The organism is Corynebacterium sp. UBA2622 (genome assembly GCF_002339505.1).
GTDB lineage: Bacteria > Actinomycetota > Actinomycetes > Mycobacteriales > Mycobacteriaceae > Corynebacterium.
In genome coordinates this window covers 42,674-62,514 of sequence record NZ_DDJO01000013.1, presented here as the reverse complement: position 1 = coordinate 62,514, position 19,841 = coordinate 42,674, and the positions used below count along the sequence as shown (strand labels likewise).

Genomic DNA, 19,841 nt, shown 5'->3' with positions numbered 1-19,841 from the left:
GCGCTCACAGCAGCTCCTCCCCCACCATCTCGCGGGTGGCGGCGTTGACGGAGTCGACGATGCCGAGCTCCGCCGCCGTGGGCCAGTCCTCCGGGATGGCGGTGCCGCGCAGGTCTCCGTGGTCGGCGGCCAGCGCGACGGCCTCGGTGCCCAGGCGGAAGTGCCCCGGGCCCTCGGCGAGCGCATAGGCGATGAGCATGTGGAGGCACTTCACGCGCTCCGGCATGCCACCCCCGGAGAAGTCTGTGCCCAGGTCCTCGATGGCGTTGCGCGTGGCCAGGTAGTGCTCGTGGGCGGCGCGGTAGTCTGCGGCGAGGTCTGTGTCCGTGGCCAGGCGGGACTCCATCCACTTCATCACCTGCGCCACCTCGAGGCGGCTCGCCTCCGCGGTCAGGCGGGGGTCGGTGAGGTAGTAGAGCGTGGGGAACGGGGTGCCGTCGTCAAGCTTGGGCGCGGTGGTGACCACGGCCGGCTGGCCGTCCGGGGTGCGGTAGGCGATGGCGAGCACACCGCGGGGGGTGCGGCCGAGCTGTTGGGTGACGGTGTCGAGGTCTTCCTGGCTGACGGTCATGGGGGTGATGTTACCTGGGGGTTGAAGTGGTACAGATTTTTCGAATTTTTCGATTTCTAGCCGCTACCATGAAAGCCATGAATACTTCCAAGACAACAACGCACGACCGGAATACGGTGCTTCCCCCTGCCGATCTAGAGGAAATGCTCGATCTGAGCCGTTTCCTCGATCGCCTCAGAGAGCCGGCGGCGCTCCTTGGCCCAGACGGGCAAACCGTCCCGTTGCCCATGGAAACTTTCGTGGTCCTCCGGCGGGTTGTAGAAGCCATGCAAGTGGGAAAGGCGATTACCCTGGCTCCGGTGGATCAGATGCTCACTACCCAGGAGGCGGCGAACTTTCTGGGCATCAGTCGCCCCACATTGGTCAAGCTCCTGGAAGCAGAGGTGATCCGGCACGAAAAGACCCCGGGTGGCCGGCACCGGAGGCTTCGCCTCCAAGATGTTGTCACCTATCAGGAAAACATGCGTCAGAAGCGGAGTCAGACCCTCGATACGTTGACGGCGGAGGCCATGGAAGACGGGTTATATGACCGCAGCGCCACCGAGTATGCAGCCGCTCTGCGTGAGGCCAGGATGCAGCTCAGCGGGAGCGACAGTGGCGAGGTTTAGCGCCCTTCTCGATGCATGCTCTCTTGTGCCCATTGCGCAGGCCGATACATTGCTGCGCTTGGCGGAGGTGGGTATATACCGACCGCTGTGGAGTACTCGGATCTTGGAAGAGACGGTCTTGGCACTGGAAAAGATCCATCCAGACATGAGGGAAAGTCGGAAAGCTCGGAACCGCGTGAGTCTGATGAACGATGTGTTCATAGACGCGTGTGTGAGCGGCTGAGAAGCTTTAGAATATGCAGTTGACCTACCCGATGTCAACGACCGCCACGTATTGGCCGCCGCGATCCAAGGTCGAGCAGACGTGATCGTCACAAACAACGTGAGAGATTTCCCGTCTTCCACAGTGGAGAAGTTCAACATTTCCGTCCAGACACCCGATGATTTTGTGGTGAACCAGTTAGACCTAGACCCTGGTCTCGTCTTGGTGGCCCTTCAATCGCAATTGGAGGCATTGACGGACCCACCGATGGAGATGCCTGGTCTCCTCGACAGATTAGAATGGTGCGGGATGTCGAAGTTCTCGGCGGCGGCGCGGGCCCAACAATGGCGCGCACGATGACTCAGGGGGTTGCGGGACGTCGTCAAGCGTGAGCGAACGCCGCCGCGCCCGCCCGCCGCTGCGTACAGTCGTGTGTATGGCAGATCACATCTTCACACTCGATTCCTCCAAACCCTTCGACGAACAGGACGTGGTGGGCCACAACCGCTGGCACGCGGAGATCCCGCCCGTCGCGACCATCAAGCCCGGGCAAACCGTGCGCGCGGACTGCCGGGAGTGGTTCGACGGCTTCGTCAAGAATGACGACTCCGCCGAGGACATCCTCCACGTCCCCTTCGAGAAGCCGCACCAGCTCTCCGGCCCCTTCCGTATCGAGGGCGCCAAGCCCGGCGACCTGCTGGTTGTGGACCTGATCGACATCGGCCCGCTCAGCGAGGCCGACCAGCCCGGCGAGCTCGCCGGCGAGGGCTGGGGCTACACCGGCATCTTCGCCGCCAAACACGGCGGTGGCTTCCTCCACGAGTACTTCCCCGACGCGTACAAGGCCATCTGGGACTTCAAGGACAACGTGGCCCCCTCCCGCCACATCCCCGGTGTCTCGCTCAATGGCACCTGCCACCCGGGCGTGATGGGCACGGCCCCGAGCCCGGAGATGCTCGCCCGCTGGAACAAGCGCGAGGCCGAGCTCATGGCAAAGGACCCCTTCCGCGCCCCGCCGCTCGCCGTGCCCCCGCAGCCCAAGGCGGCGACGCTGGGCGCGGTGCCGCGCGGGGACATCGCACGCATCTCCCACGAGGCGGCCGTTACCGTCCCGCCGCGCGAAAACGGCGGCAACATGGACATCAAGGACCTCGGCGCCGGCAGCCGCATCTTCTTCCCCGTCTTCGTCGAGGGCGCGAACTTCAGCTTCGGCGACCTGCACTTCTCGCAGGGCGACGGCGAGATCACCCTGTGCGGCGCCATCGAGATGGGCGGCTACGTCGAGTTCGCGGTGGACATCATCCCCGACGGTATGAACACCTACAGGTCCAGCGGCGCGCCCATCTTCGTACCGGGCAAGCAGGCACCGCCTTACGACGACTGGCTGGCCTTCTCCGGCATCTCCGTCACCCAGGAGGGCGAGCAGCACCACCTCGATGCAACGCTGGCCTACCAGAACGCGGTGCTGCACTGCATCGACTACCTCACCGCCTTCGGCTACACCCGCGAGCAGGCGTTCCTGCTCCTGGGCGCCGCCCCCATCGAGGCGCACTACTCGGCGGTGGTGGACTACCCAAACGCGTGCGCCACCCTCTACCTGCCCACGGAGATCTTCGACTTCGACATCCGCCCGTCCACCTCCGGTCCCGCGGCGCTGGAAGGCAACACGCAGGCCCCGTTCGCCGTGGCGTCCTCTTTGCCGGAAGATGATGTCGTCCGGGCCGTGCCGCAGGGCGACGACGAGCGCCTCGCGCTGGTGAAGAAGCTGGCCGGCTCAGACGCCGTGCTCGGCGGCACCGCTTTCGGGGAGTGGCACCGCCACTAACTAGTTCGCCGGGGGCTCGGGGGCTTCCGGCTGCTGGGCCGGCTGCTGCTCCGGTTGTGGGGCCTGGTCCGCGGGGGAGTCGTCAAGCGGCTGCTCCTCGGGCAGCTGGCGGAGGCTGTCGAGCATCACCTGCGGCCAGGGGCGCGTGTCCGGGATCTGGTCGGTGGTGATGGTGTCGTCGTGCGTCATGCGGGGGTCGATGATGCGCCACGCGGTCTCCCCCGGCTCCATCATGCCGAGCCGGCGGCGCGCCTCCTGCTTGGCGTAATCCTGGTCCTTGTACTTCGCGATGTCACCCTCGAGGTCCGCCTTGCGCGCCTCCAGCTGGCTGATCGACGCACTGAGGCGGGCGATCTCGCTGCGCCCCTCGTAGTAGTTGCGCGCCGGCACAGCCACCGCCAGCAGAACGGCGAGGAGCACCGCGATGACGATGGCCAGGCCCGTGATGTCTCCCTGGAAGGGGAGTGTCCGCGGGCGCTTTGTCGCCTCGGCGCGCGCACGGTCGCGGGAGGCCACGGGCACCTGCGTCGCTTTGCGACGCGGCCGGCGTGGCTGGGGTTCTGTGGCGCGTGAGGTCATGGTGGTTAATGAGTCTAGCGGGTCGCGCGGGGTGCCCCGCGGATTGGCGCGGGGCGGTTTGTTGCAGGGGCCGGGCACGTGGGCGGTGCAAACCGGTAAAACTAAACCGGTAAAACCGCAGGTGGGCTTTTTGAGCGGTTTTGGTCACCTGGGCTTTTACCGGTTTGGTTTTACCGGTTTGCGCCCTGCGGAACGCGGTGAGCCCAAACCCCAGGCCAACGGGACCCCCATTTCCCGCGCCGACGATGATAGGTTAGGCTTGCCTCATCAACCGAACGGTTGATTCCCGTCCGACACAGAAAGCCAGGTTTGCCCACCCCATGTTGTTCGCGAACTTACTGATCGGCCTGCGCGAGGGCCTCGAGGCCTCGATGGTCGTGATGATCCTCGTCGCCTTCCTGGTGAAGTCCAACCGCCGCGACCAGCTCACGTGGGTGTGGGCCGGGGTCGCCGGTGCGCTCGCGGTGACCGTGGCGACGTTCTGCATCATCCACTTCGGCACGAAGATGCTCACCACGCAGGGCCAGGAGCTCATCGGCGGCATCGGATCCCTCATCGCCGTCGGCCTGGTGAGCTACATCCTGCTCTGGATGCGCGGCGCCTCGAACAACATGTCCGCGGAGCTCAAGGGCAAGATGACCGACGCGGTGGCGGTCGGGCCTCTGGCGGTGTTCGTGGTGGCGTTCATGGCCGTGGTCCGCGAGGGCATCGAGACGGCGCTGCTCGTCTTCGACACATTCGCCTACGGCGGCACCGCCGCCCCCGCCCTCGGCCTGACCCTGGGCATCCTCATTTCCGTCGCGGTGGCCACGGCCATGTACTTCGGTGCCGTGCGCATCAACCTGGGCCTGTTCTTCCGCGTCACCGGCATTCTGCTGGTCATCGTCGCGGCGGGCATCCTGCGCTACGGCATCACTGACCTGCAGGAGGCGGGTGTGCTGCCCGGCCTGCATAACCTGGCCTTCGACATCTCAAACATCCTTGTCCCGGGCACCGCGGTGGCCACGTTCATCGAGGGCATCTTCAACCTCGTCCCCGCACCGACGGTCGCCTCGATGATCGGCTGGGCCGTCTACCTGGTCGTCGCCATGTGGCTGTTCCTCCGCCCGCTGCCGGAGCAGAAGACGCCCCGGCGCGACGCGGCACCCGTTAACGCTGAACCGGCCGTCGTTTAGCGCGGCCCCGAACCCAAAGGACCCATTTCATGACCCCCATGCGCCTCGCCGCCCTCGCCTGCACCGGGCTGGCCGCCGCCTCCACCCTGACCGCCTGCGCCGACAAGGCCGACACCGCCGAGGCCGCGGGCTTCACGGTGTCCACCGACGACTCCTCCTGCGAGGTCAGCGGCACCGAGGCGAAGACGGGAACGGTGAACTTCGAAATCACCAACCACGGCCAGAAGACCACCGAGTTCTACGTCTACACGGCAGGCGGCCGCGTGGTGGGTGAGGTGGAGAACATCGGCCCGGGCGCGACGCGCAAGCTCGTGGCCCAGATCAACGACCCCGGCGACTACAAGCTCACCTGCAAGCCTGGGATGGTCGGCGACGGGATCTCGCAGTCCCTCAAGGTCACCGGGGAGTCCCTCGACTCCGCCAAGGGCGACTCGGCGCTGAGTGAGTCCGCCGACGGCTACTTGGCCTACGTCCGCTCTCAGGTCTCCGCGCTCGACTCCGCCACCGACGAGTTCGTCGCGGCGATCGACAACGGCGACGTCGCCGAGGCGAAGCGCCTCTTCCCGCTCACCCGCACCCCCTACGAGCGCATCGAGCCCGTGGCGGAATCCTTCCCGGACGACCTCGACCCTCGCCTGGACCTGCGCGAGGCCGACGTGCAGGAAGGTGACACGTGGACGGGCTTCCACAAGATCGAGAAGCAGCTCTGGGTCAACGGCGCGATCACCGAGGAGACCAAGGCGGACGCGAAGCAGCTGCGCGCGGACGTGACCGAGCTGGTCGACGGCGTCAACGCCGATGACTACAAGGTCGAGCCGGTGCAGATCGCCTCCGGTGCGCAGGGCCTGCTGGACGAGATCTCGACCAGCAAGATCACGGGTGAGGAGGACATCTTCTCCGGCACCGACCTCTACGACTTCCAGGCCAACCTCGACGGCTCCAAGGCCGCCATCGCCTCCCTGGAGAAGCCCCTCAACGAGCGCGACAAGGACCTCCTCGCCGAGATCAACACGCGCTTCGAGGCCGTGCAGAAGCTTCTCGATGCCCACCGCGAGGGCGACGGTTTCGTCGCCTACAGCACGGTGTCCGACGCCGACCGCAAGGCGCTGTCCAACGCCCTCGACGCCCTCACCGAGAAGGTCTCCACGGTCCAGGAGGTCGTGTCCAAGTAATGTCCCGCAACGCATTCAGCCGCCGGCTGTTCCTCACCGGTGCCTCCATCGCCGCCGTGGGAGCGGCAGCCCCCGTGGCTGGGTGCTCCCGGGACGGCGAGGGCGGCAAGGCCTCCGACGTGGTGGCCTTCGACGGGGAACACCAGGCCGGCATCACCACGGAGCAGCAATCCCGCCTGCACTTCGCCGCCTTCGACGTCGTCACCGACGACCGCGAAAAGCTTATCGCGCTGCTCAAGACCTGGACATCCATGTCGCGGCGTATGACCCGCGGCGAGACGACCGTCGAGGAGGACATCGCGGAGGTCGGCGAGTACCAGGTGCCCAAGGACACCGGCGAGGCCTACGACCTCCACCCGGCCAAGCTCACCATCACCGTCGGATTCGGGCCCTCGCTTTTCGACGACCGCTTCGGCCTCCAGTCCGCCAAGCCCGCAGAGCTGAAGGACCTCCCCCACTTCTCGGGCGACATGCTCGAGGACAAGCTCTGCGGCGGTGACATCGCCATCCAGGCCTGCGCCGACGACCCACAGGTCGCCGTCCACGCGGTGCGCAACCTCGCTCGCGCCGGGCGCGGGGTGGTGGAGTTCAAGTGGTCCCAGCTGGGCTTCGGCCACGCATCCGCCACCACCCGCGGCCAGCAGACCCCGCGCAACCTCTTCGGATTCAAGGACGGCACCAACAACATCAAGTCGGAGGACACCGACCTGGTCAACGAGAACATCTGGGTCTCGGACACGAACACCTGGCACGACGGCGGCACCTTCCTCGTCGCCCGGCGCATCCGCATGCTGCTGGAGAACTGGGACCGCCAGGTGCTCTCCGACCAGGAGGCCACCTTCGGCCGCTCCAAGGCCTCCGGCGCTCCCCTGGGCCGGGAGAACGAGAACGACCCCCTGCCCCTCGACGAGTACCACGGCACCAAAGGCCCCGTCATCCCCCTGACGGCGCACGCGCGCCTGGCCAACCCCAGTGAGAACGGGGGCGTGCAGATGCTCCGGCGCTCCTACAACTTCACTGACGGCATCGACGACCTCGGCCACCTCAACGCGGGGCTGTTCTTCATCGCCCTGGTGAACTCCCCGGAGAAGCGCTTCATCCCCATCCAGCAGAAGCTGGCCAAGTCGGACAAGATGAACGAGTACGTCCGCTACGAGTCTTCCGCAGTCTTCGCCTGCCCACCGGGCACCCGCGGCGACGACGACTGGTGGGGGCGCGGTCTCTTCGAAGCCACCGCCTAAGAAGCGCGGAAAAGCCCCGCCGGACGGCCGGCGGGGCTTTTCCTGGGCTGGAACGCGCTACTTGGTGAAGCGCGGGAAGGCGGAGCGGCCGGCGTAGTCGGCGGCGCTGCCGAGCTCCTGCTCGATGCGCAGCAGCTGGTTGTACTTGGCCACGCGCTCGGAGCGGGCGGGGGCACCAGTCTTGATCTGGCCGCAGCCGAGAGCCACGGCGAGGTCGGCGATGGTGGTGTCCTCGGTCTCGCCGGAGCGGTGGGACATCATCGTGCGGTAGCCGGCGCGGTGCGCCATGTCCACGGCGTCGAAGGTCTCGGAGAGGGTGCCGATCTGGTTGACCTTGACCAGCAGGGCGTTGGCGGCCTTCTGCTCGATACCCTTGGCCAGGCGCTCCGGGTTGGTGACAAAGAAGTCGTCGCCGACGATCTGAACCTTCTCACCGATCTGGGCGGTGAGCTTGGTGTAGCCCTCCCAGTCGTCCTCGTCCAACGGGTCCTCGATGGAGACGATCGGGTACTGCTCGACTAGGTCAGCGTAGACCTGGATCATCTCCTCGGGGCTGTGGCTGCCGCCCTCGAAGTTGTAGACGCCGTTCTCGTAGAACTCGGAGGAGGCGACGTCGAGGGCCAGTGCCACGTCCTCGCCCAGCTTGTAACCGGACTTCTCCACGGCCTCCACGATGAGGTCGAGGGCCTCCTTGGTGGAGCCGACGGAGGGGGCGAAGCCGCCCTCGTCACCGAGGCCGGTGGAGAGGCCCTTGGCCTTGATCACGGACTTCAGCGTGTGGTAGACCTCGGCGCCCATGCGCAGGGCCTCGGAGAAGGTGTCGGCACCGATGGGGGCGATCATGAACTCCTGGACGTCCACGCCGGAGTCGGCGTGGGCGCCGCCGTTGAGGATGTTCATCATCGGCACGGGGAGCAGGTGCGCGTTGGGGCCGCCGATGTAGCGGTAAAGCGGCAGGCCGGCGGACTCGGCGGCGGCGCGGGCCACGGCCATGGAGACGCCGAGGATGGCGTTGGCGCCGAGGCGCTTCTTGTTCTCGGTGCCGTCGAGCTCGATCATCGCCATGTCGATGAGGCGCTGGTCATCAGCCTCGGCGCCCGCGAGGGCGTCGGCGATTTCCTCGTTGATGTTCTCCACGGCGTTCAGCACACCCTTGCCGCCGTAGCGCTCGCCGCCGTCGCGAAGCTCGTGCGCCTCGTGCTCACCCGTGGAGGCACCCGAGGGGACCCCGGCGACACCGTGGGAGCCGTCGTCGAGGAAGACCTCCGCCTCAACGGTCGGGTTACCACGGGAATCCATGATCTCGCGGGCAAAGATGTGAATGATGTCAGCCACTGGCCAAACTCCTTCGGGCTTGAGGGTAAATATCGGTTTGTCCAGCGCCCCATTCTTCCAGAAACGCCCACGCCGTGCCGGGCTACCGCGTGGCCGGCTGGTTCAGCGCGTAGTTGGCGGCGGCGTCGCGGACCTTGACCACGTAGTCGTTCGAGTTGTTGTAGGCGCGCACCGCCTGGCGCCACCCGTCCTCCGTCGCGAGGTCCCGGCTGTCGGCGCAGAGCAGGTTGGCGGCGCCGAGGGCGGCGTCGTCGATCTGCTGGGGGTCGGCCACCCCGTCGCCGTTGGCGTCGCGCCCGTAGATCTTCCAGGAGCTCGGGACGAACTGCATGGGCCCCACGGCGCGGTCGTACTGCGAGTCGCCGTCGTAGGTGCCACCGTCGCTGTCGGGCATGTGGGCGAAGCCGTTGCCGTTCAGTGCGGGGCCGATGATGGGCGGGTCGGCCACGCCGTTGTCGTCCAGGCGCGCGGTGTCGAAGGTCTTGCCGGTGTAGGTGCCGTGGCGCGTCTCCACCCAGCCCACGCCGGCGAGCGTGTTCCAGTTCAGGTGGCAGGCGGGCCAGGACTCCGCGGCGATGAGCGCGGCGTTGCCGTAGGCGCGCACGGCCTGGGAGTCGAGGCTGGTGGCCTCGGCGATGGGCGCCGCCCAGCCGGCGAGCTGCTCGGAGGTGCGCCCGGCCGCGTGGATGTCGATCGCGGGAGGGGCCGCCGCCGCGGCGGGCGGGATGTCCGTCGGGATGGGCTGGCGGCGCGCGCCGGGCACGGGGTCGCGCAGGACGGAGAAGAGCCAGCCGGTCAGGGCGATGATGAGCACGATCGCCGTGACCACGCCCACGACGCCGGCGCATCCGCACCCCGCGGCCAGCTGGCTGCGGGGGCGGCGGCGACCGGGCCGGGAATAAGTCATGTGGGCATATCCTACCGGCCGCCCGCGCGGGCGCTCAAAGCCCAGAAAAGGCACCTCTCGCGTTTACTTGCGTCACATGCGCATCACATTCTGCGCTAATGTGTGCACCCGATCCCCGTTTCCCACACCAAAGGACTTTCCATGCGCCGCTTCCCCGCCACCGTCGCCGCCGGGCTTCTCACCGCCGCAGCCCTCGCCACCCAGGCCCCCGCCGCCCAGGCCCAGACCAACTACGTCGAGCTGCTCAAGGTGGTCAACGGCAACGTGGCCACGGCCGACTGCACCGTCGTCGGTGCCGCCCTGCGCTCCACCGGCCTGGTCAACGACGCCACCACCCGCAACGGGCTCGTGGCCGGCCTGAACAAGGCCATCGGCGAGGACCCCGCGCTGCGCCTCGTCGCGGGCGGGACTGTCAACGCCATCGGAGACCGCGCCCTCGCGTGCGGCGTGGTCAAGGCCGACCCCGTCACCCCGGTGGACCAGGCAGTGCTGTTCGCCTCTCAGCTGTCCTCCCAGGCGGGCCTGCCGCAGCTGCGCGACCTCCTCCCGGTGATCCGCTAACGGACCTCCCGGCGCTTGCCCTCAGCCCAGGCGCGTTTCTGCTCCTCCTCGCCGACGGTGCCGGCCGACCCGTCGAAGAGGTAGGGGGCGCGCGATCTCATCTTCTCCACGAAGGCTCCCGCGACGTCCGCGAAGTCAAAGTCGCCGCGCTCCCGGGCGATCTCGGAGTGGAACAGCACCTGGAGGAGGACGTCGCCAAGCTCGCTCTTGAGCTCCCCGCTCTCCCCCGTCCTGATGGCCTCGACGAGCTCGCGGGTCTCCTCCTCGAGGTAGGGCACCAGGCTCTCGTGGGTCATGGAGCGTTCCCACTCGCCGCGTGCGCGCGCCGCGCGCATCGTCTCCACCGCCTGGAGGACGGGGTCCGCGAGGCTGGGCACGGTGAGCACGTCCTCGCGCCCGGCCCGCTTCACGACGTCCGGATCCCGCGGGTCCGTGGTCAGCAGCCACCCCGGCCCCGGGCCCGCCGGCACGTCCGCCAACGCCCACCTCACCGAGATGGGCACCTCGGACGTGAACTCCACCGGCCCCTGGATGCGCGCCGCGGTACCAAGCGGGATCATGTCGGGCCAGCGGGGGTCGAGGACGAGGACGGTCATGGAGTCCCATCCTATTGGGGCGCTCCCCTTCTGCCACAATGGAGCGCATGAACCAGATCACGGAAGCCCTGAACCAGCTCAACCCCACCGCCGAGGACGCCCTCGGTGACTCCTCGACGTTCTCCCCGCGGCGCTGGAAGACCGGCTGGCCGCACCACCTGCGCCGCGTGCCGCCCTTCCGCGACGACGCCAGCGCCTCCCTGACGCGCAGCGAGGTCTTCCTCTTCGCGGAGGATGTCGCCCGCTCGGAGTTCAACCGCGACCAGATCATCGACTTCCTCGGCGCCGCCTTCGCCTACGGGGCGGGCCAGTCCCCGGCCGTGCTAACGCTGCAGCAGTTCCTGCGCAACAAGTCCAACGCCAACAAGCTGCTTCAGGCCATCCGCGGCCTGGACGGCAAGGCGCCGGCCGAGCAGTACGCCGCGCTCGCGGAGACCGGCCTGCCCGCGAAGTTCGCCTCCCAGCTGGCCTACTTCCTGGCCGGCCCCCAGTCCGCGGGGGACGAAAAGCCGGTGATCATCTGCTCCAGGCGCGCCGCGATGGCGGGCCTGGACAAGGGCTCCGGAAAGGACGGGGCGTGGACCGCGGAGGAGTACGGGGAGTACCTCACCCGGCTGCGCGCGGCCCGCGACGAGTACAACCCCGAGCTGCCCCTCGACGCCGTGGAGTGGGCGGTGTGGAAGTTCGCCAACGACCCGGCGAACCAGACCGCGGGCGAGAAGTAGCCCGGGTCAGGCCCCCCGGAACGCCCTGTTGTTGAGTTCCCGGCGCGCCTGCTCCAGGGCGACGAGGTCGGAGAACAGGGCGTTGTAGGCCTGCTCGTCATCGGAGGGGCGCATGCGCTGCAGCTGCGCCTTGAGCTGCGCGATCTGGTCTCCCACCCGCGTCTCCTGCAGGCGGGAGAGCACGGAGTCGGCGTAGGTGTCGAGGTCATCGGCGTGGATGTCCTCCACCGCGAGCTCCGAGACGAGGTTGCGCCCGGCTGAGTCGAGCATCGTGTCCGCCACCGCCGGCAACCACGACGGCCCGCCGCCCGCGTGGGCAACCCCGCCGGCGCGGGTGATGGCGTCGCGCACCTGCCGGTAGGCGGGGTTGGTGAACGCATCCGGGTTGATCCCGTCGAAGTAGTCCCCCGCCTTCTCCGGGTACTGCAGGGCGATCTTCAGGGCCTCGCGCTGCGGCCAGAGGATCGGGTCGCGCGGGTTGGGCATGATGAACGAGGGCTCGCCGGCCTTCACCGGCTCGGAGGATGACGCCCGGCGCATGGGGCGTTTCGCCTGCCTGGGGCGCCTCGCCTCCTCGCGCACCTGCTGCATCACCTCGTCCGGGTTGGGCCAGCCGACCCAGCCCGCGAGGCGGCGGGCGTACTCGGCCTGGAGCACCTTGTCGGAGATGCCCGCGACGACGGGCACGGTGCGTCGCAAAGCCTGCAGCCGGCCCTCCGCGGTGTCGAGCCTGTAGTTCTTCAGCAGCGACTCGATGACGAACTCGAACATGGGCACGCGGGAGGCGACGAGGTCGCGCACCGCCGCGTCGCCGCGCTCGAGGCGCAGGTCGCACGGGTCCATGCCCTCCGGCGCGACGGCGACGAAGGACTGCCCCGTGAACGTCTGGTCGCCCTCGAAGGCGCGCATCGCCGCCTTCTGGCCGGCCTCGTCGCCGTCGAAGGTGTAGATAAGCTCGCCGCGGAAGTAGTTGTCGTCGAGCATGAGCCGGCGGATGATCGCCATGTGGTCGGCGCCGAAGGCGGTGCCGCAGGCGGCGACGGCCGTGGTCACGCCCGCGGCGTGCATAGCCATGACGTCGGTGTAGCCCTCCACCACCACCGCCTGGTGGCCTTCCGCGATGTGCTTCTTGGCCAGGTCCAGGCCGAACAGGACCTTGCTCTTGTGGTAGAGCATCGTGTCCTGCGTGTTCATGTACTTGCCCATCGGGTCGTCGTCGTAGAGCTTTCGCGCGCCGAAGCCGATGACGTTGCCGGCTACGTCCTTGATGGGCCACAGCAGGCGGCGGCGGAACTTGTCGATCGGCCCGCGGCGCCCCATGCTGCTCAGCCCTGCATCCTGGAGCTCCTTGACGTCGAAACCCTTGCGCAGCAGATGCTTGGTCAGGGTGTCCCAGCCGTCGGGGGCGTAACCGCACTCGAAGTGGTGGATGGTGTCCCTGTCGAAGCCGCGGTCCAGGAGGAACTGCCGCGCCTTCTCCGCCTCCGGGGTCTCCAGCTGGGCGCGGTAGAACTCGTGCGCCGCGACATTGGCGGCGAGCAAGCGTGCGCGGGTGCCGGGCTTGACGTCGCGAGCGCCCGTGGATCCGCCCTGGTAATTGATGTGGTAGCCAATCTGCTCGGCCACCGCCTCCACGGCCTCCGGGAAGGTGAGCTGCTCCATCTCCATGAGGAAGGAGAAGACGTCGCCGCCTTTGCCGGTGGAGAAGCAGTGGTAGTAACCGCGCGCGGGGCGGACGTGGAAGGAGGGGGTCTTCTCGTCCTTGAAGGGGCTCAGGCCCTTGAGCGAGTCGTGGCCGGCGGGCTTGAGCTGCACGTATTCACCGACGATCTCTTCGATCGGTGCCCGCTCGCGGATAGCCTGGATGTCGCTATCCGGAATTCTGCCCCTAGCCATGCGTACATGGTAGCCATTCGCTTTAAAGCCACCCCGGAAAGCCGCCCTCAAGCAAGATCATCTTATGGGAGACTAACTCAGACGATTGAGATTTCAGTTTCGAAAGGCCATGACATGACCCACTCGCCCCGCAGGAGCGAAACAATGAACACGAGTCCTTCACCCTCAAACCCAGGCTCAACCATTGCAGCACTTGGTCAAGGTGGCACCGCGTCAGTTGACCAAATCAAAATTGATGGAAAGAATTACGCTAGGAAACGGCTAAACTTTCACCCCGATCCTGTCGTATTAAAAGACCGTATTGCGCGATTTAATCGCGAAGTCGAGCTACTGCAGTCCATCGATTTTCCCTACATCATCGAAATTATCGATGTCATGGATTACAAATTTGATGAGTCTGCAGAGATAACTCTTCCCGCTTATACAATGCCCGTGGCCTCTGCACCATTGGACGAACACTGGAAACAAAACGGTGGGCGTGCCGGTTTCCAAGATAACATTGGTGAATATCTAAGCTACTTTTTGCAAGCGTCTTTGGGCCTAGCATACCTTCACACGAAAGATGTCCTGCACAGGGATTTTAAGCCCCAAAACCTACTAATATTTGATGGCGGGCTCCTGCAGATCAGCGATTTTGGAACGTCCCTAGATAGAGACGATCCGTCAAGTTTAACGAAAACCGAGTTAGTTATTCATACGCCAGGGTATACCGCGCCAGAGGCGCTATACAGCTTAAAGCACGCGTCAAAACGGTCGGATGTTTATGCATTCGGAGCATCTCTCTTCCACTTGGTGACAGGTCATCCGCTGTCAGGCGTCTGGCATGAAGACCAAGCAAACCTAACTATGATAGAATCGCCCCTCCGAGACTTGATTCAAACTTGTCTCAACCACAACTCGGAAGAACGCTTTGCTGATGGCGTCGAACTGACTCTCGCGTTCCAGACGATGTGCGCAGATTGGGTGGCGGCGAACCCGGGAAGAGAGATTCCATACCCTCCTCAAATGGTAGAGGCGCTCGCTGAAATCCTTTCAGCGGGTGAATCTCGGCTGACAAGTTCACTACGAGCCGCGTTCGATGAGCGATCAATTTCTCTCGCCCGCGTCGCAGAACTATTCACCAATGACGCAATTCGTGTGGCACTCGAAGAATTGGAGCCTTTCCTCGAAAGCTTGCAGATATTCAATGATCGATACGTACGCACCACTGTATGGTCGAACGCCGAGACTGGCGCGAAATTCTACGGGCGGATTTTTAGGGTTCTTGCATCGGCGGAACAGGCGAGCCAAGACATCGATGACAGAGTTCTAAGGGACCGCGCTAAGGAACTCGCTTCTACTGTTTTAATAGTTGCGACGCGGTTGAATCGATGGGATGCGGGCCGAGAATTCATGAAATATTTTTCCGACGGGGGACCTCTGGACATTCGATTGCTTGACGAAATCGTCGCGGAAAATGAAAGTGGCCGGAAGTTCCTGAAAACTGTCAACTGCGATCGGATTCCAATGAGCGAGCAGGCTAGGAAATACGTCGAATGAGGGCACACATCGGTTGTGCGTGCTAGCCCCCGACAGTAGGCGTTTCTGATCGCCCTCCTTCGCTCTGGAAGTCAAAGGTTTCTATGTCACCTTGGTTATGGAATAGGCTCCACTCGACTCCGTCCAGCGGATCGGCGGCCCTGACTCGGGACGAAATCAAACCCACGACGAGAGTGCTAGGACGGGGCGTAGTTCATTTCAGCCTCCTTCTTCTTGTCCTTGTCATGGTTAGTTCTTGCGGGCTCAACGACGCCTCCCCCACCGCCTCCACTGCCGCTGGCGCGGTGCCCGCCTGCTCCAACCTGCCCGACGAGGTCTGGTCCACCATCGACGAGGTGAAGCGCGGCGGGCCCTACGAGTACCCGGGCTACGACGACACGCGCTTCGGCAACTACCAGAACGAGCTGCCGCAGGAGAAGCTCGGGTACTACAGGGAGTACACCGTGGACACGCCCGGGGTGCACCACCGCGGCGAGCGACGCATCATCACCGGCGGGGGCGACGACGGGCACGTCGACGAGTGGTACTACACCGGCGACCACTACGAGAGCTTCTGCGAGATCTCCGGGGTGAAGTAGGCGCGCCTACGCCATGAAGCCGGACACCCCGGCGGACTTCTTCGCCGCGCGCTCCAGGCGCGACTCGGTCATGGAGGCGATCTGGTCCACGATCACCCTGTCGCGCTCCGCGTCCGTCTGCGCCTCGGCCCACCACTGCTGGAACATCGTGTCGAGGGTGCCGGGCGCGCCGGCGCGCATGTAGTCGTAGACGCGGTAGATCCGGTCGCGCTGCCGGTCCTGGCGGCGCAGGTGGGCGGGCATGTCCATGACGTAGAGCACCGCGACGGTCTTGAGCAGGCGCACCTCCGCCTCGGCCTCCGGGGGGATGACCAGTGTGCCGAACTGCCTGCCCAGCGCCCCCGACGGGTTGTCGTCGCAGCGCAGCGCCTCGGGCTGGTTCTGCCCGGCCCCCGCTGTGGCGGCCGCGACGGCGCCGACGTAGCGGCCAACCAGCTCGGAGGTGAGCTGCTTCAGCGCGGCCCAGGACCGCAGCGTGTAGTCGAAGTCCGCGGCGGCGCAGATCGAGGGCAGGGAGCGCAGGCGCGCGGCGGCGTCGATGAGCTCGTCGGCGGTGCCCCCGAAGGCGGCGGCGCCCTTGTCCGCCAGGGCCGCGAGCTCCACCAGGTCCCACAGCACCTTGAGGGTGATGCGCCCGGAGACGATGCCGTCCTCGACGTCGTGGACGGAGTAGGCGATGTCGTCGGAGCAGTCCATCACCTGCGCCTCCATCGGCGGTGCGGCGGTGACGTGGCCGGAGCGCAGCCACGCAAGGATATCGGCATCCTCGTCGTAGGCGCCGTATTTCCGGTTCACGGAGCCGTCCGGGTTCGTCCGCGTCCGCGGGTACTTGCAGGCGGCGTCCAGCGCGGCGCGGGTGAGGTTGAGGCCGTAGGAGGTGGCGTCGACAAGCTTTTTCGGCTCGAGTCGCGTGAGGATGCGCAGGGTCTGCGCGTTGCCCTCGAAGCCGCCCGCGGAGACCTCGTTGAGCGCCACCTCGCCGTTGTGGCCGTAGGGCGGGTGGCCGATGTCGTGGGTGAGCCCGGCCATCTCGCAGAGGTCCGGGTTGAGGCCGAGCGCCTCGCCGATGCCGCGGGAGATCTGGGCGACCTCCAGGCTGTGCGTCAGGCGGGTGCGCGGGGTGTCGCCGTCGCGGGGGCCGACCACCTGGGTCTTGTCGGCCAGGCGGCGCAGGGCCGCGGAGTGGAGCACTCGGGCGCGGTCGCGGGAGAAGGCGCCGCGCTCTTCGACGTTGTCGGCGATCTGCGAACCCTTCGGACCCTCGGGCGCCCGGCGCTCGGTGTCGAAGGCGGAGTAGGTGAACACACACCCAGGGTAGTGGCCCGCGACCCCGTGTCGGCGAAGCGACTACCCTAGTCAGCATGAAAAAGCGCTACCTCCGCATGCTCGCTGCCGCCCCGCTGATTGCCGGGGGCGCTGGTTTGGCAACCGCCCCCGCGGCCCTCGCCGTCGGGGTGTCCCATGTCGCCCAGGTTCAGGCGCCGGCCAAGGCCACGGCCCCCGGGCGGTTGACCAACCCGGTGACGGACCAGGCCGGTGTGCTCTCGGACGCGGACAAGGCGAAGATCGAGGAGGGGATCCAGAAGGTCCAGGCCGACAAGCAGCGCGCGATCCGCGTGGTGTACCTCGACTCCTTCGGCTCCATGAGCGCCGAGCAGTGGGCCCAGCGCTCCGTCGACGCCTCTGGCTCCAACGTCGCGGTGCTCGCGGTCTCCCCCACCGAGCGGACCTTCGCCGTCGCGGGCGGGGACATGTGGAAGCAGGCGGAGATCGACAAGATGTACAACGCCGCCTCCGACCGTCTCGGCCAGAACGACTGGGCGGGTGCGGCGCTCGCGGCGATTGACGCGGCGGGCGGGCGCGGCGGGTCCGGTGCCGGGTCCGACTCCGCTAACGCCGGGTGGGCCGCCGGCGGCGTGGGGTTGCTCGCCGTCGCCGGCGGCGGCATGTGGGCCGCCACCCGCCGCAGGAGCAGGAAGACGCAGGCCAAACAGCTCGAATCCGCCAAGGCCCTCTCACCCGCGGACACCGACTCGCTGTCCAGCCTCCCCACCCCGACGCTGGAGGAGCTGGCCCACGACGCTCTCGTGCACACCGACGAGTCGGTGCGCCAGGGCCGCGAGGAGCTCGACCTGGCCACCTCCGAGTTCGGGCCGGACCGCGTGCGCCCCTTCACCTCCGCGATGAACACCGCCGCCACGACGCTGCAGCGGGCCTTCACCACGCACCAGAAGCTCTACGACGCGATCCCGGAGACCGAGCCCGAGAAGCGCGCCATGCTCATCGACATCATCTCCACCTGCGGCCAGGCCAACGAGGCCCTGCAGGCACGCAGCCAGGAATTCAACGAGATGCGCGGCGTGCTCATGAACGCGGACAAGGAGGTGGAGAAGGTCACCCAGCGCACCATCGACATCCGCGCCCGCCTCGAGCCCGCGCAGTCGCTTCTCGACGACCTGCGCCAGCGCTACTCCGAAGACATGATCCACTCCCTGACCGACAACGTGGATGTCGCCCGCGCCTCGCTCGATGAGGCCGAAAAGCTCCTCGGCCAGGCCCGGGAGGTGGCCGCGCAGCCGGCGGGCCGCCAGGGAGCTCTGGTGGACCTGCTCGCCTCCGCCTCCCACGCCGTGGAGGTCTCGGACACCAACCTCTCCGCCATCGAGCACGCCGAGGAGAACATCCGCGGCTCCCAGGCCAACATTCCCGCCCTGATCCGCGAGATCGAGGACGAGATCCGCGAGATGGAGCAGCTCAAGGGCGCCCGCCAGCAGGGTGCACAGGTGGATGCCACCGCCCTTGACGCGGTGTCCTCCGAGGCGCGCCAGCGCCTCGCTGCGGTGGGCGACCGCGCGCAGACCGACCCGCTCTCCCTCTACACCGAGCTGACAGACCTCGACTCGCGCATCGACGCCGAGATTGACCGCGCCCGCGGCGCTGCCCAGGACCAGAACCGCCAGCTGCAGGTGCTGGACCAGCAGCTGCGCGTCGCGGCGGCCCAGATCCAGAGCGCGGAAGACCTGATCAACTCCCGCGGGCGCCTGATCGGCTCCAACGCGCGCACCCTCCTGGCGGAGTCGAAGCGCCAGTTCAACGAGGCGCGCAACCGCCGCACCTCCGACACGCGCGGCGCGATCGACTTCGCCCGCGCGGCAGCGGAGACTGCCCGCCGCGCGGCCGGCACCGCCAACGACGACATCAACCGCTACCGCCAGCAGCAGACCGCGGCGACCACGGGCAACATCGCCAACGCGGTGATCTGGGGCTCCATCCTCTCCGGTGGTTTCGGCGGGGGCTTCGGGGGAGGCGGTTTCGGCGGCGGAGGTGGCTTCGGGGGCGGTGGCGGCTTCTCCGGCGGCGGACCCTCGGCGCGCGGCGGGATGTTCTAGGCACCCGCTACCGCCGGGTGCGGCGCGTGGGAGTGTCCACGTAGGTCAGCGCCCAGGTGATGAAGGCGAGGTCGAGCGTGAACCCGCCCACCGGATCCACCTCCAGGCTGCCGTCCGCGCGGCCCCGGGTGCGCGCGACGACAGTTCCGTCCGGGCCGGTGATCTCGCGACGCGACCCGCTCGTGCGCCGGGCGCGGTAGGCGCGGCCGTCGCACAGCGCCTCATAGCGGGACACGGTGAAACCCGCCTTGCGCAGGCGGAACGCCCGCCCATCGGGGGCCACGGCCCGGATGTCGGCCGGATCCTCCGACGTGAGGCGCAGCCGCTCGCGCCCCACGACGAGCTCCCCGTCGGTGAAGGAGGTGGGTTCGGGGGCGTCGATAAGCGAGGTGCCCTGCCAGATCATGGCGTTACTGCATGAAGAAGACGACGACCACGAAGAGCGAGAGGAAGACCAGGAACGCGATGAGCGCGTTCGAGTTGAGCATCTTTTTCGTCTCGAGGACCTCGCGGGAGAGCCAGGCGAGCCCGGCGATGTCGGTGAGCGGGAGGGTCGTCTCGCCCTCGAACTCCAGGATGGCCTTGCGCACGCCGTTGTGGTCCTGGGTGAACTGGCCGACCTTCTCGCCGGCGGCGTCGTCGATGATCCAGTTCTTCGAGGTCTCGCTGATGAGCGTGTAGCCGCGGCCCTCGATGTCGACCGGAATCTGCTTGGAGCGCTTCAGCGAGCTGCTCGCCCGCACGATCTCGTTGCCGCCGCGCGTGGCGACGGCCCCGGACTCCGCGGAGGCGACGAGGTCCCACTCCTCGCGGTCCTCGCCCTGCCCCACCTCGGCGCGCTCATCGGTGAAGACACCGAGAACCTCGGGCCCGTCCTCGGCGAGGAGCTTGAGGTTGTCGCGGTCACTGCGGTCCCAGCTGACGTAGTGCATGGTTGCTCCC

General features: G+C 67.0%; 19 protein-coding genes. 10 read left to right on the top strand and 9 right to left on the bottom strand.

Features of this window, described 5'->3' with window-relative positions:
* Nucleotides 1–4 precede the first annotated feature (4 nt).
* Nucleotides 5–571 (bottom strand): DUF501 domain-containing protein, encoded by a 567-nt coding sequence (locus B3611_RS05995; RefSeq protein WP_291314175.1) that lies wholly within the window; start codon nucleotides 569–571, stop codon nucleotides 5–7.
* Between the two features lie 77 nt (nucleotides 572–648).
* On the opposite strand from B3611_RS05995, the gene B3611_RS05990 reads away from it, so the two are divergent.
* Together B3611_RS05990 and fmdA are read left to right on the top strand one after the other, a co-directional pair.
* Entirely contained in the window at nucleotides 649–1,179 is a 531-nt protein-coding gene (locus B3611_RS05990) for an excisionase family DNA-binding protein (protein WP_291314174.1), read from the top strand.
* A gap of 638 nt (nucleotides 1,180–1,817) precedes the next feature.
* On the top strand, nucleotides 1,818–3,206 hold the full coding sequence (gene fmdA / locus B3611_RS05985) for a formamidase (RefSeq protein ID WP_291314173.1): 1,389 nt from the start codon (nucleotides 1,818–1,820) through the stop codon (nucleotides 3,204–3,206).
* Here the strand turns inward: fmdA and B3611_RS05980 are convergent, their stop codons facing one another.
* The gene (locus B3611_RS05980; protein ID WP_291314172.1) at nucleotides 3,207–3,785 is read right to left on the bottom strand and encodes a septum formation initiator family protein; all 579 of its coding nucleotides are present in this window, start codon (nucleotides 3,783–3,785) and stop codon (nucleotides 3,207–3,209) included. It abuts the gene before it with no gap.
* 320 nt (nucleotides 3,786–4,105) lie between these two features.
* On the opposite strand from B3611_RS05980, the gene efeU reads away from it, so the two are divergent.
* The 3 genes from efeU to efeB are packed head-to-tail and all read left to right on the top strand — an operon-like array spanning nucleotide 4,106 to nucleotide 7,373.
* Nucleotides 4,106–4,960, top strand: coding sequence for an iron uptake transporter permease EfeU (gene efeU / locus B3611_RS05975; protein ID WP_291314171.1), 855 nt, complete (start codon nucleotides 4,106–4,108; stop codon nucleotides 4,958–4,960).
* A gap of 29 nt (nucleotides 4,961–4,989) precedes the next feature.
* Entirely contained in the window at nucleotides 4,990–6,132 is a 1,143-nt protein-coding gene (gene efeO / locus B3611_RS05970) for an iron uptake system protein EfeO (RefSeq protein ID WP_291314170.1), read from the top strand.
* Nucleotides 6,132–7,373 carry an iron uptake transporter deferrochelatase/peroxidase subunit gene (efeB, locus tag B3611_RS05965; RefSeq protein ID WP_291314169.1) on the top strand — a complete coding sequence of 414 codons (1,242 nt, stop codon included), beginning with the start codon at nucleotides 6,132–6,134 and terminating at the stop codon, nucleotides 7,371–7,373. Before efeO ends, efeB begins: the two co-directional genes overlap by 1 nt.
* Nucleotides 7,374–7,430: 57 nt before the next feature.
* Here the strand turns inward: efeB and eno are convergent, their stop codons facing one another.
* Complete coding sequence (eno, locus tag B3611_RS05960; RefSeq protein WP_291314168.1) at nucleotides 7,431–8,708, bottom strand: phosphopyruvate hydratase; 1,278 nt, start codon at nucleotides 8,706–8,708, stop codon at nucleotides 7,431–7,433.
* Between the two features lie 82 nt (nucleotides 8,709–8,790).
* Entirely contained in the window at nucleotides 8,791–9,615 is an 825-nt protein-coding gene (locus B3611_RS05955; protein ID WP_291314167.1) for a lytic transglycosylase domain-containing protein, read from the bottom strand.
* A 141-nt stretch (nucleotides 9,616–9,756) separates the two neighbouring features.
* Between B3611_RS05955 and B3611_RS05950 the strand changes: the two genes are divergently transcribed.
* Nucleotides 9,757–10,176 carry a hypothetical protein gene (locus B3611_RS05950; RefSeq protein WP_291314166.1) on the top strand — a complete coding sequence of 140 codons (420 nt, stop codon included), beginning with the start codon at nucleotides 9,757–9,759 and terminating at the stop codon, nucleotides 10,174–10,176.
* Here B3611_RS05950 and B3611_RS05945 read toward each other — a convergent pair.
* Nucleotides 10,173–10,772 carry a MazG nucleotide pyrophosphohydrolase domain-containing protein gene (locus tag B3611_RS05945; RefSeq protein ID WP_291314165.1) on the bottom strand — a complete coding sequence of 200 codons (600 nt, stop codon included), beginning with the start codon at nucleotides 10,770–10,772 and terminating at the stop codon, nucleotides 10,173–10,175. The two genes, B3611_RS05950 and B3611_RS05945, sit on opposite strands and share 4 nt — an antisense overlap.
* Nucleotides 10,773–10,819: 47 nt before the next feature.
* Here B3611_RS05945 and B3611_RS05940 point away from each other — a divergent pair, with 47 nt between their 5' ends.
* The gene (locus B3611_RS05940) at nucleotides 10,820–11,497 is read left to right on the top strand and encodes a hypothetical protein (RefSeq protein WP_291314164.1); all 678 of its coding nucleotides are present in this window, start codon (nucleotides 10,820–10,822) and stop codon (nucleotides 11,495–11,497) included.
* A gap of 6 nt (nucleotides 11,498–11,503) precedes the next feature.
* Here B3611_RS05940 and dnaG read toward each other — a convergent pair whose 3' ends face one another.
* Nucleotides 11,504–13,393 carry a DNA primase gene (dnaG, locus tag B3611_RS05935; protein ID WP_291314163.1) on the bottom strand — a complete coding sequence of 630 codons (1,890 nt, stop codon included), beginning with the start codon at nucleotides 13,391–13,393 and terminating at the stop codon, nucleotides 11,504–11,506.
* Between the two features lie 144 nt (nucleotides 13,394–13,537).
* On the opposite strand from dnaG, the gene B3611_RS05930 reads away from it, so the two are divergent.
* Nucleotides 13,538–14,932 carry a serine/threonine-protein kinase gene (locus B3611_RS05930; RefSeq protein WP_291314162.1) on the top strand — a complete coding sequence of 465 codons (1,395 nt, stop codon included), beginning with the start codon at nucleotides 13,538–13,540 and terminating at the stop codon, nucleotides 14,930–14,932.
* Between the two features lie 224 nt (nucleotides 14,933–15,156).
* On the top strand, nucleotides 15,157–15,510 hold the full coding sequence (locus tag B3611_RS05925; protein ID WP_291314161.1) for a ribonuclease domain-containing protein: 354 nt from the start codon (nucleotides 15,157–15,159) through the stop codon (nucleotides 15,508–15,510).
* Between the two features lie 6 nt (nucleotides 15,511–15,516).
* Here the strand turns inward: B3611_RS05925 and B3611_RS05920 are convergent, their stop codons facing one another.
* On the bottom strand, nucleotides 15,517–16,815 hold the full coding sequence (locus tag B3611_RS05920; RefSeq protein WP_291314160.1) for a deoxyguanosinetriphosphate triphosphohydrolase: 1,299 nt from the start codon (nucleotides 16,813–16,815) through the stop codon (nucleotides 15,517–15,519).
* Nucleotides 16,816–16,871: 56 nt separating this feature from the next.
* Between B3611_RS05920 and B3611_RS05915 the strand changes: the two genes are divergently transcribed.
* Entirely contained in the window at nucleotides 16,872–18,899 is a 2,028-nt protein-coding gene (locus B3611_RS05915) for a TPM domain-containing protein (protein WP_291314159.1), read from the top strand.
* 7 nt (nucleotides 18,900–18,906) lie between these two features.
* On the opposite strand, the gene B3611_RS05910 is transcribed toward B3611_RS05915, so the two are convergent.
* Nucleotides 18,907–19,305 carry a hypothetical protein gene (locus tag B3611_RS05910; protein ID WP_291314158.1) on the bottom strand — a complete coding sequence of 133 codons (399 nt, stop codon included), beginning with the start codon at nucleotides 19,303–19,305 and terminating at the stop codon, nucleotides 18,907–18,909.
* A gap of 4 nt (nucleotides 19,306–19,309) precedes the next feature.
* Entirely contained in the window at nucleotides 19,310–19,831 is a 522-nt protein-coding gene (locus tag B3611_RS05905) for a hypothetical protein (RefSeq protein WP_291314157.1), read from the bottom strand.
* Nucleotides 19,832–19,841: the final 10 nt, after the last annotated feature.

Coding starts and splice junctions, on each gene's coding strand:
- B3611_RS05950 (WP_291314166.1), top strand. CDS start 9,757: ATGCGCCGCTTCCCCGCCACCGTCGCCGCCGGGCTTCTCACCGCCGCA.
- B3611_RS05930 (WP_291314162.1), top strand. CDS start 13,538: ATGAACACGAGTCCTTCACCCTCAAACCCAGGCTCAACCATTGCAGCA.
- efeO (WP_291314170.1), top strand. CDS start 4,990: ATGACCCCCATGCGCCTCGCCGCCCTCGCCTGCACCGGGCTGGCCGCC.
- B3611_RS05905 (WP_291314157.1), bottom strand. CDS start 19,831: ATGCACTACGTCAGCTGGGACCGCAGTGACCGCGACAACCTCAAGCTC.
- B3611_RS05940 (WP_291314164.1), top strand. CDS start 10,820: ATGAACCAGATCACGGAAGCCCTGAACCAGCTCAACCCCACCGCCGAG.
- B3611_RS05995 (WP_291314175.1), bottom strand. CDS start 571: ATGACCGTCAGCCAGGAAGACCTCGACACCGTCACCCAACAGCTCGGC.
- dnaG (WP_291314163.1), bottom strand. CDS start 13,393: ATGGCTAGGGGCAGAATTCCGGATAGCGACATCCAGGCTATCCGCGAG.
- efeB (WP_291314169.1), top strand. CDS start 6,132: ATGTCCCGCAACGCATTCAGCCGCCGGCTGTTCCTCACCGGTGCCTCC.
- B3611_RS05990 (WP_291314174.1), top strand. CDS start 649: ATGAATACTTCCAAGACAACAACGCACGACCGGAATACGGTGCTTCCC.
- fmdA (WP_291314173.1), top strand. CDS start 1,818: ATGGCAGATCACATCTTCACACTCGATTCCTCCAAACCCTTCGACGAA.
- B3611_RS05915 (WP_291314159.1), top strand. CDS start 16,872: ATGAAAAAGCGCTACCTCCGCATGCTCGCTGCCGCCCCGCTGATTGCC.
- B3611_RS05980 (WP_291314172.1), bottom strand. CDS start 3,785: ATGACCTCACGCGCCACAGAACCCCAGCCACGCCGGCCGCGTCGCAAA.
- B3611_RS05925 (WP_291314161.1), top strand. CDS start 15,157: ATGGTTAGTTCTTGCGGGCTCAACGACGCCTCCCCCACCGCCTCCACT.
- efeU (WP_291314171.1), top strand. CDS start 4,106: ATGTTGTTCGCGAACTTACTGATCGGCCTGCGCGAGGGCCTCGAGGCC.
- B3611_RS05910 (WP_291314158.1), bottom strand. CDS start 19,305: ATGATCTGGCAGGGCACCTCGCTTATCGACGCCCCCGAACCCACCTCC.
- B3611_RS05955 (WP_291314167.1), bottom strand. CDS start 9,615: ATGACTTATTCCCGGCCCGGTCGCCGCCGCCCCCGCAGCCAGCTGGCC.
- B3611_RS05945 (WP_291314165.1), bottom strand. CDS start 10,772: ATGACCGTCCTCGTCCTCGACCCCCGCTGGCCCGACATGATCCCGCTT.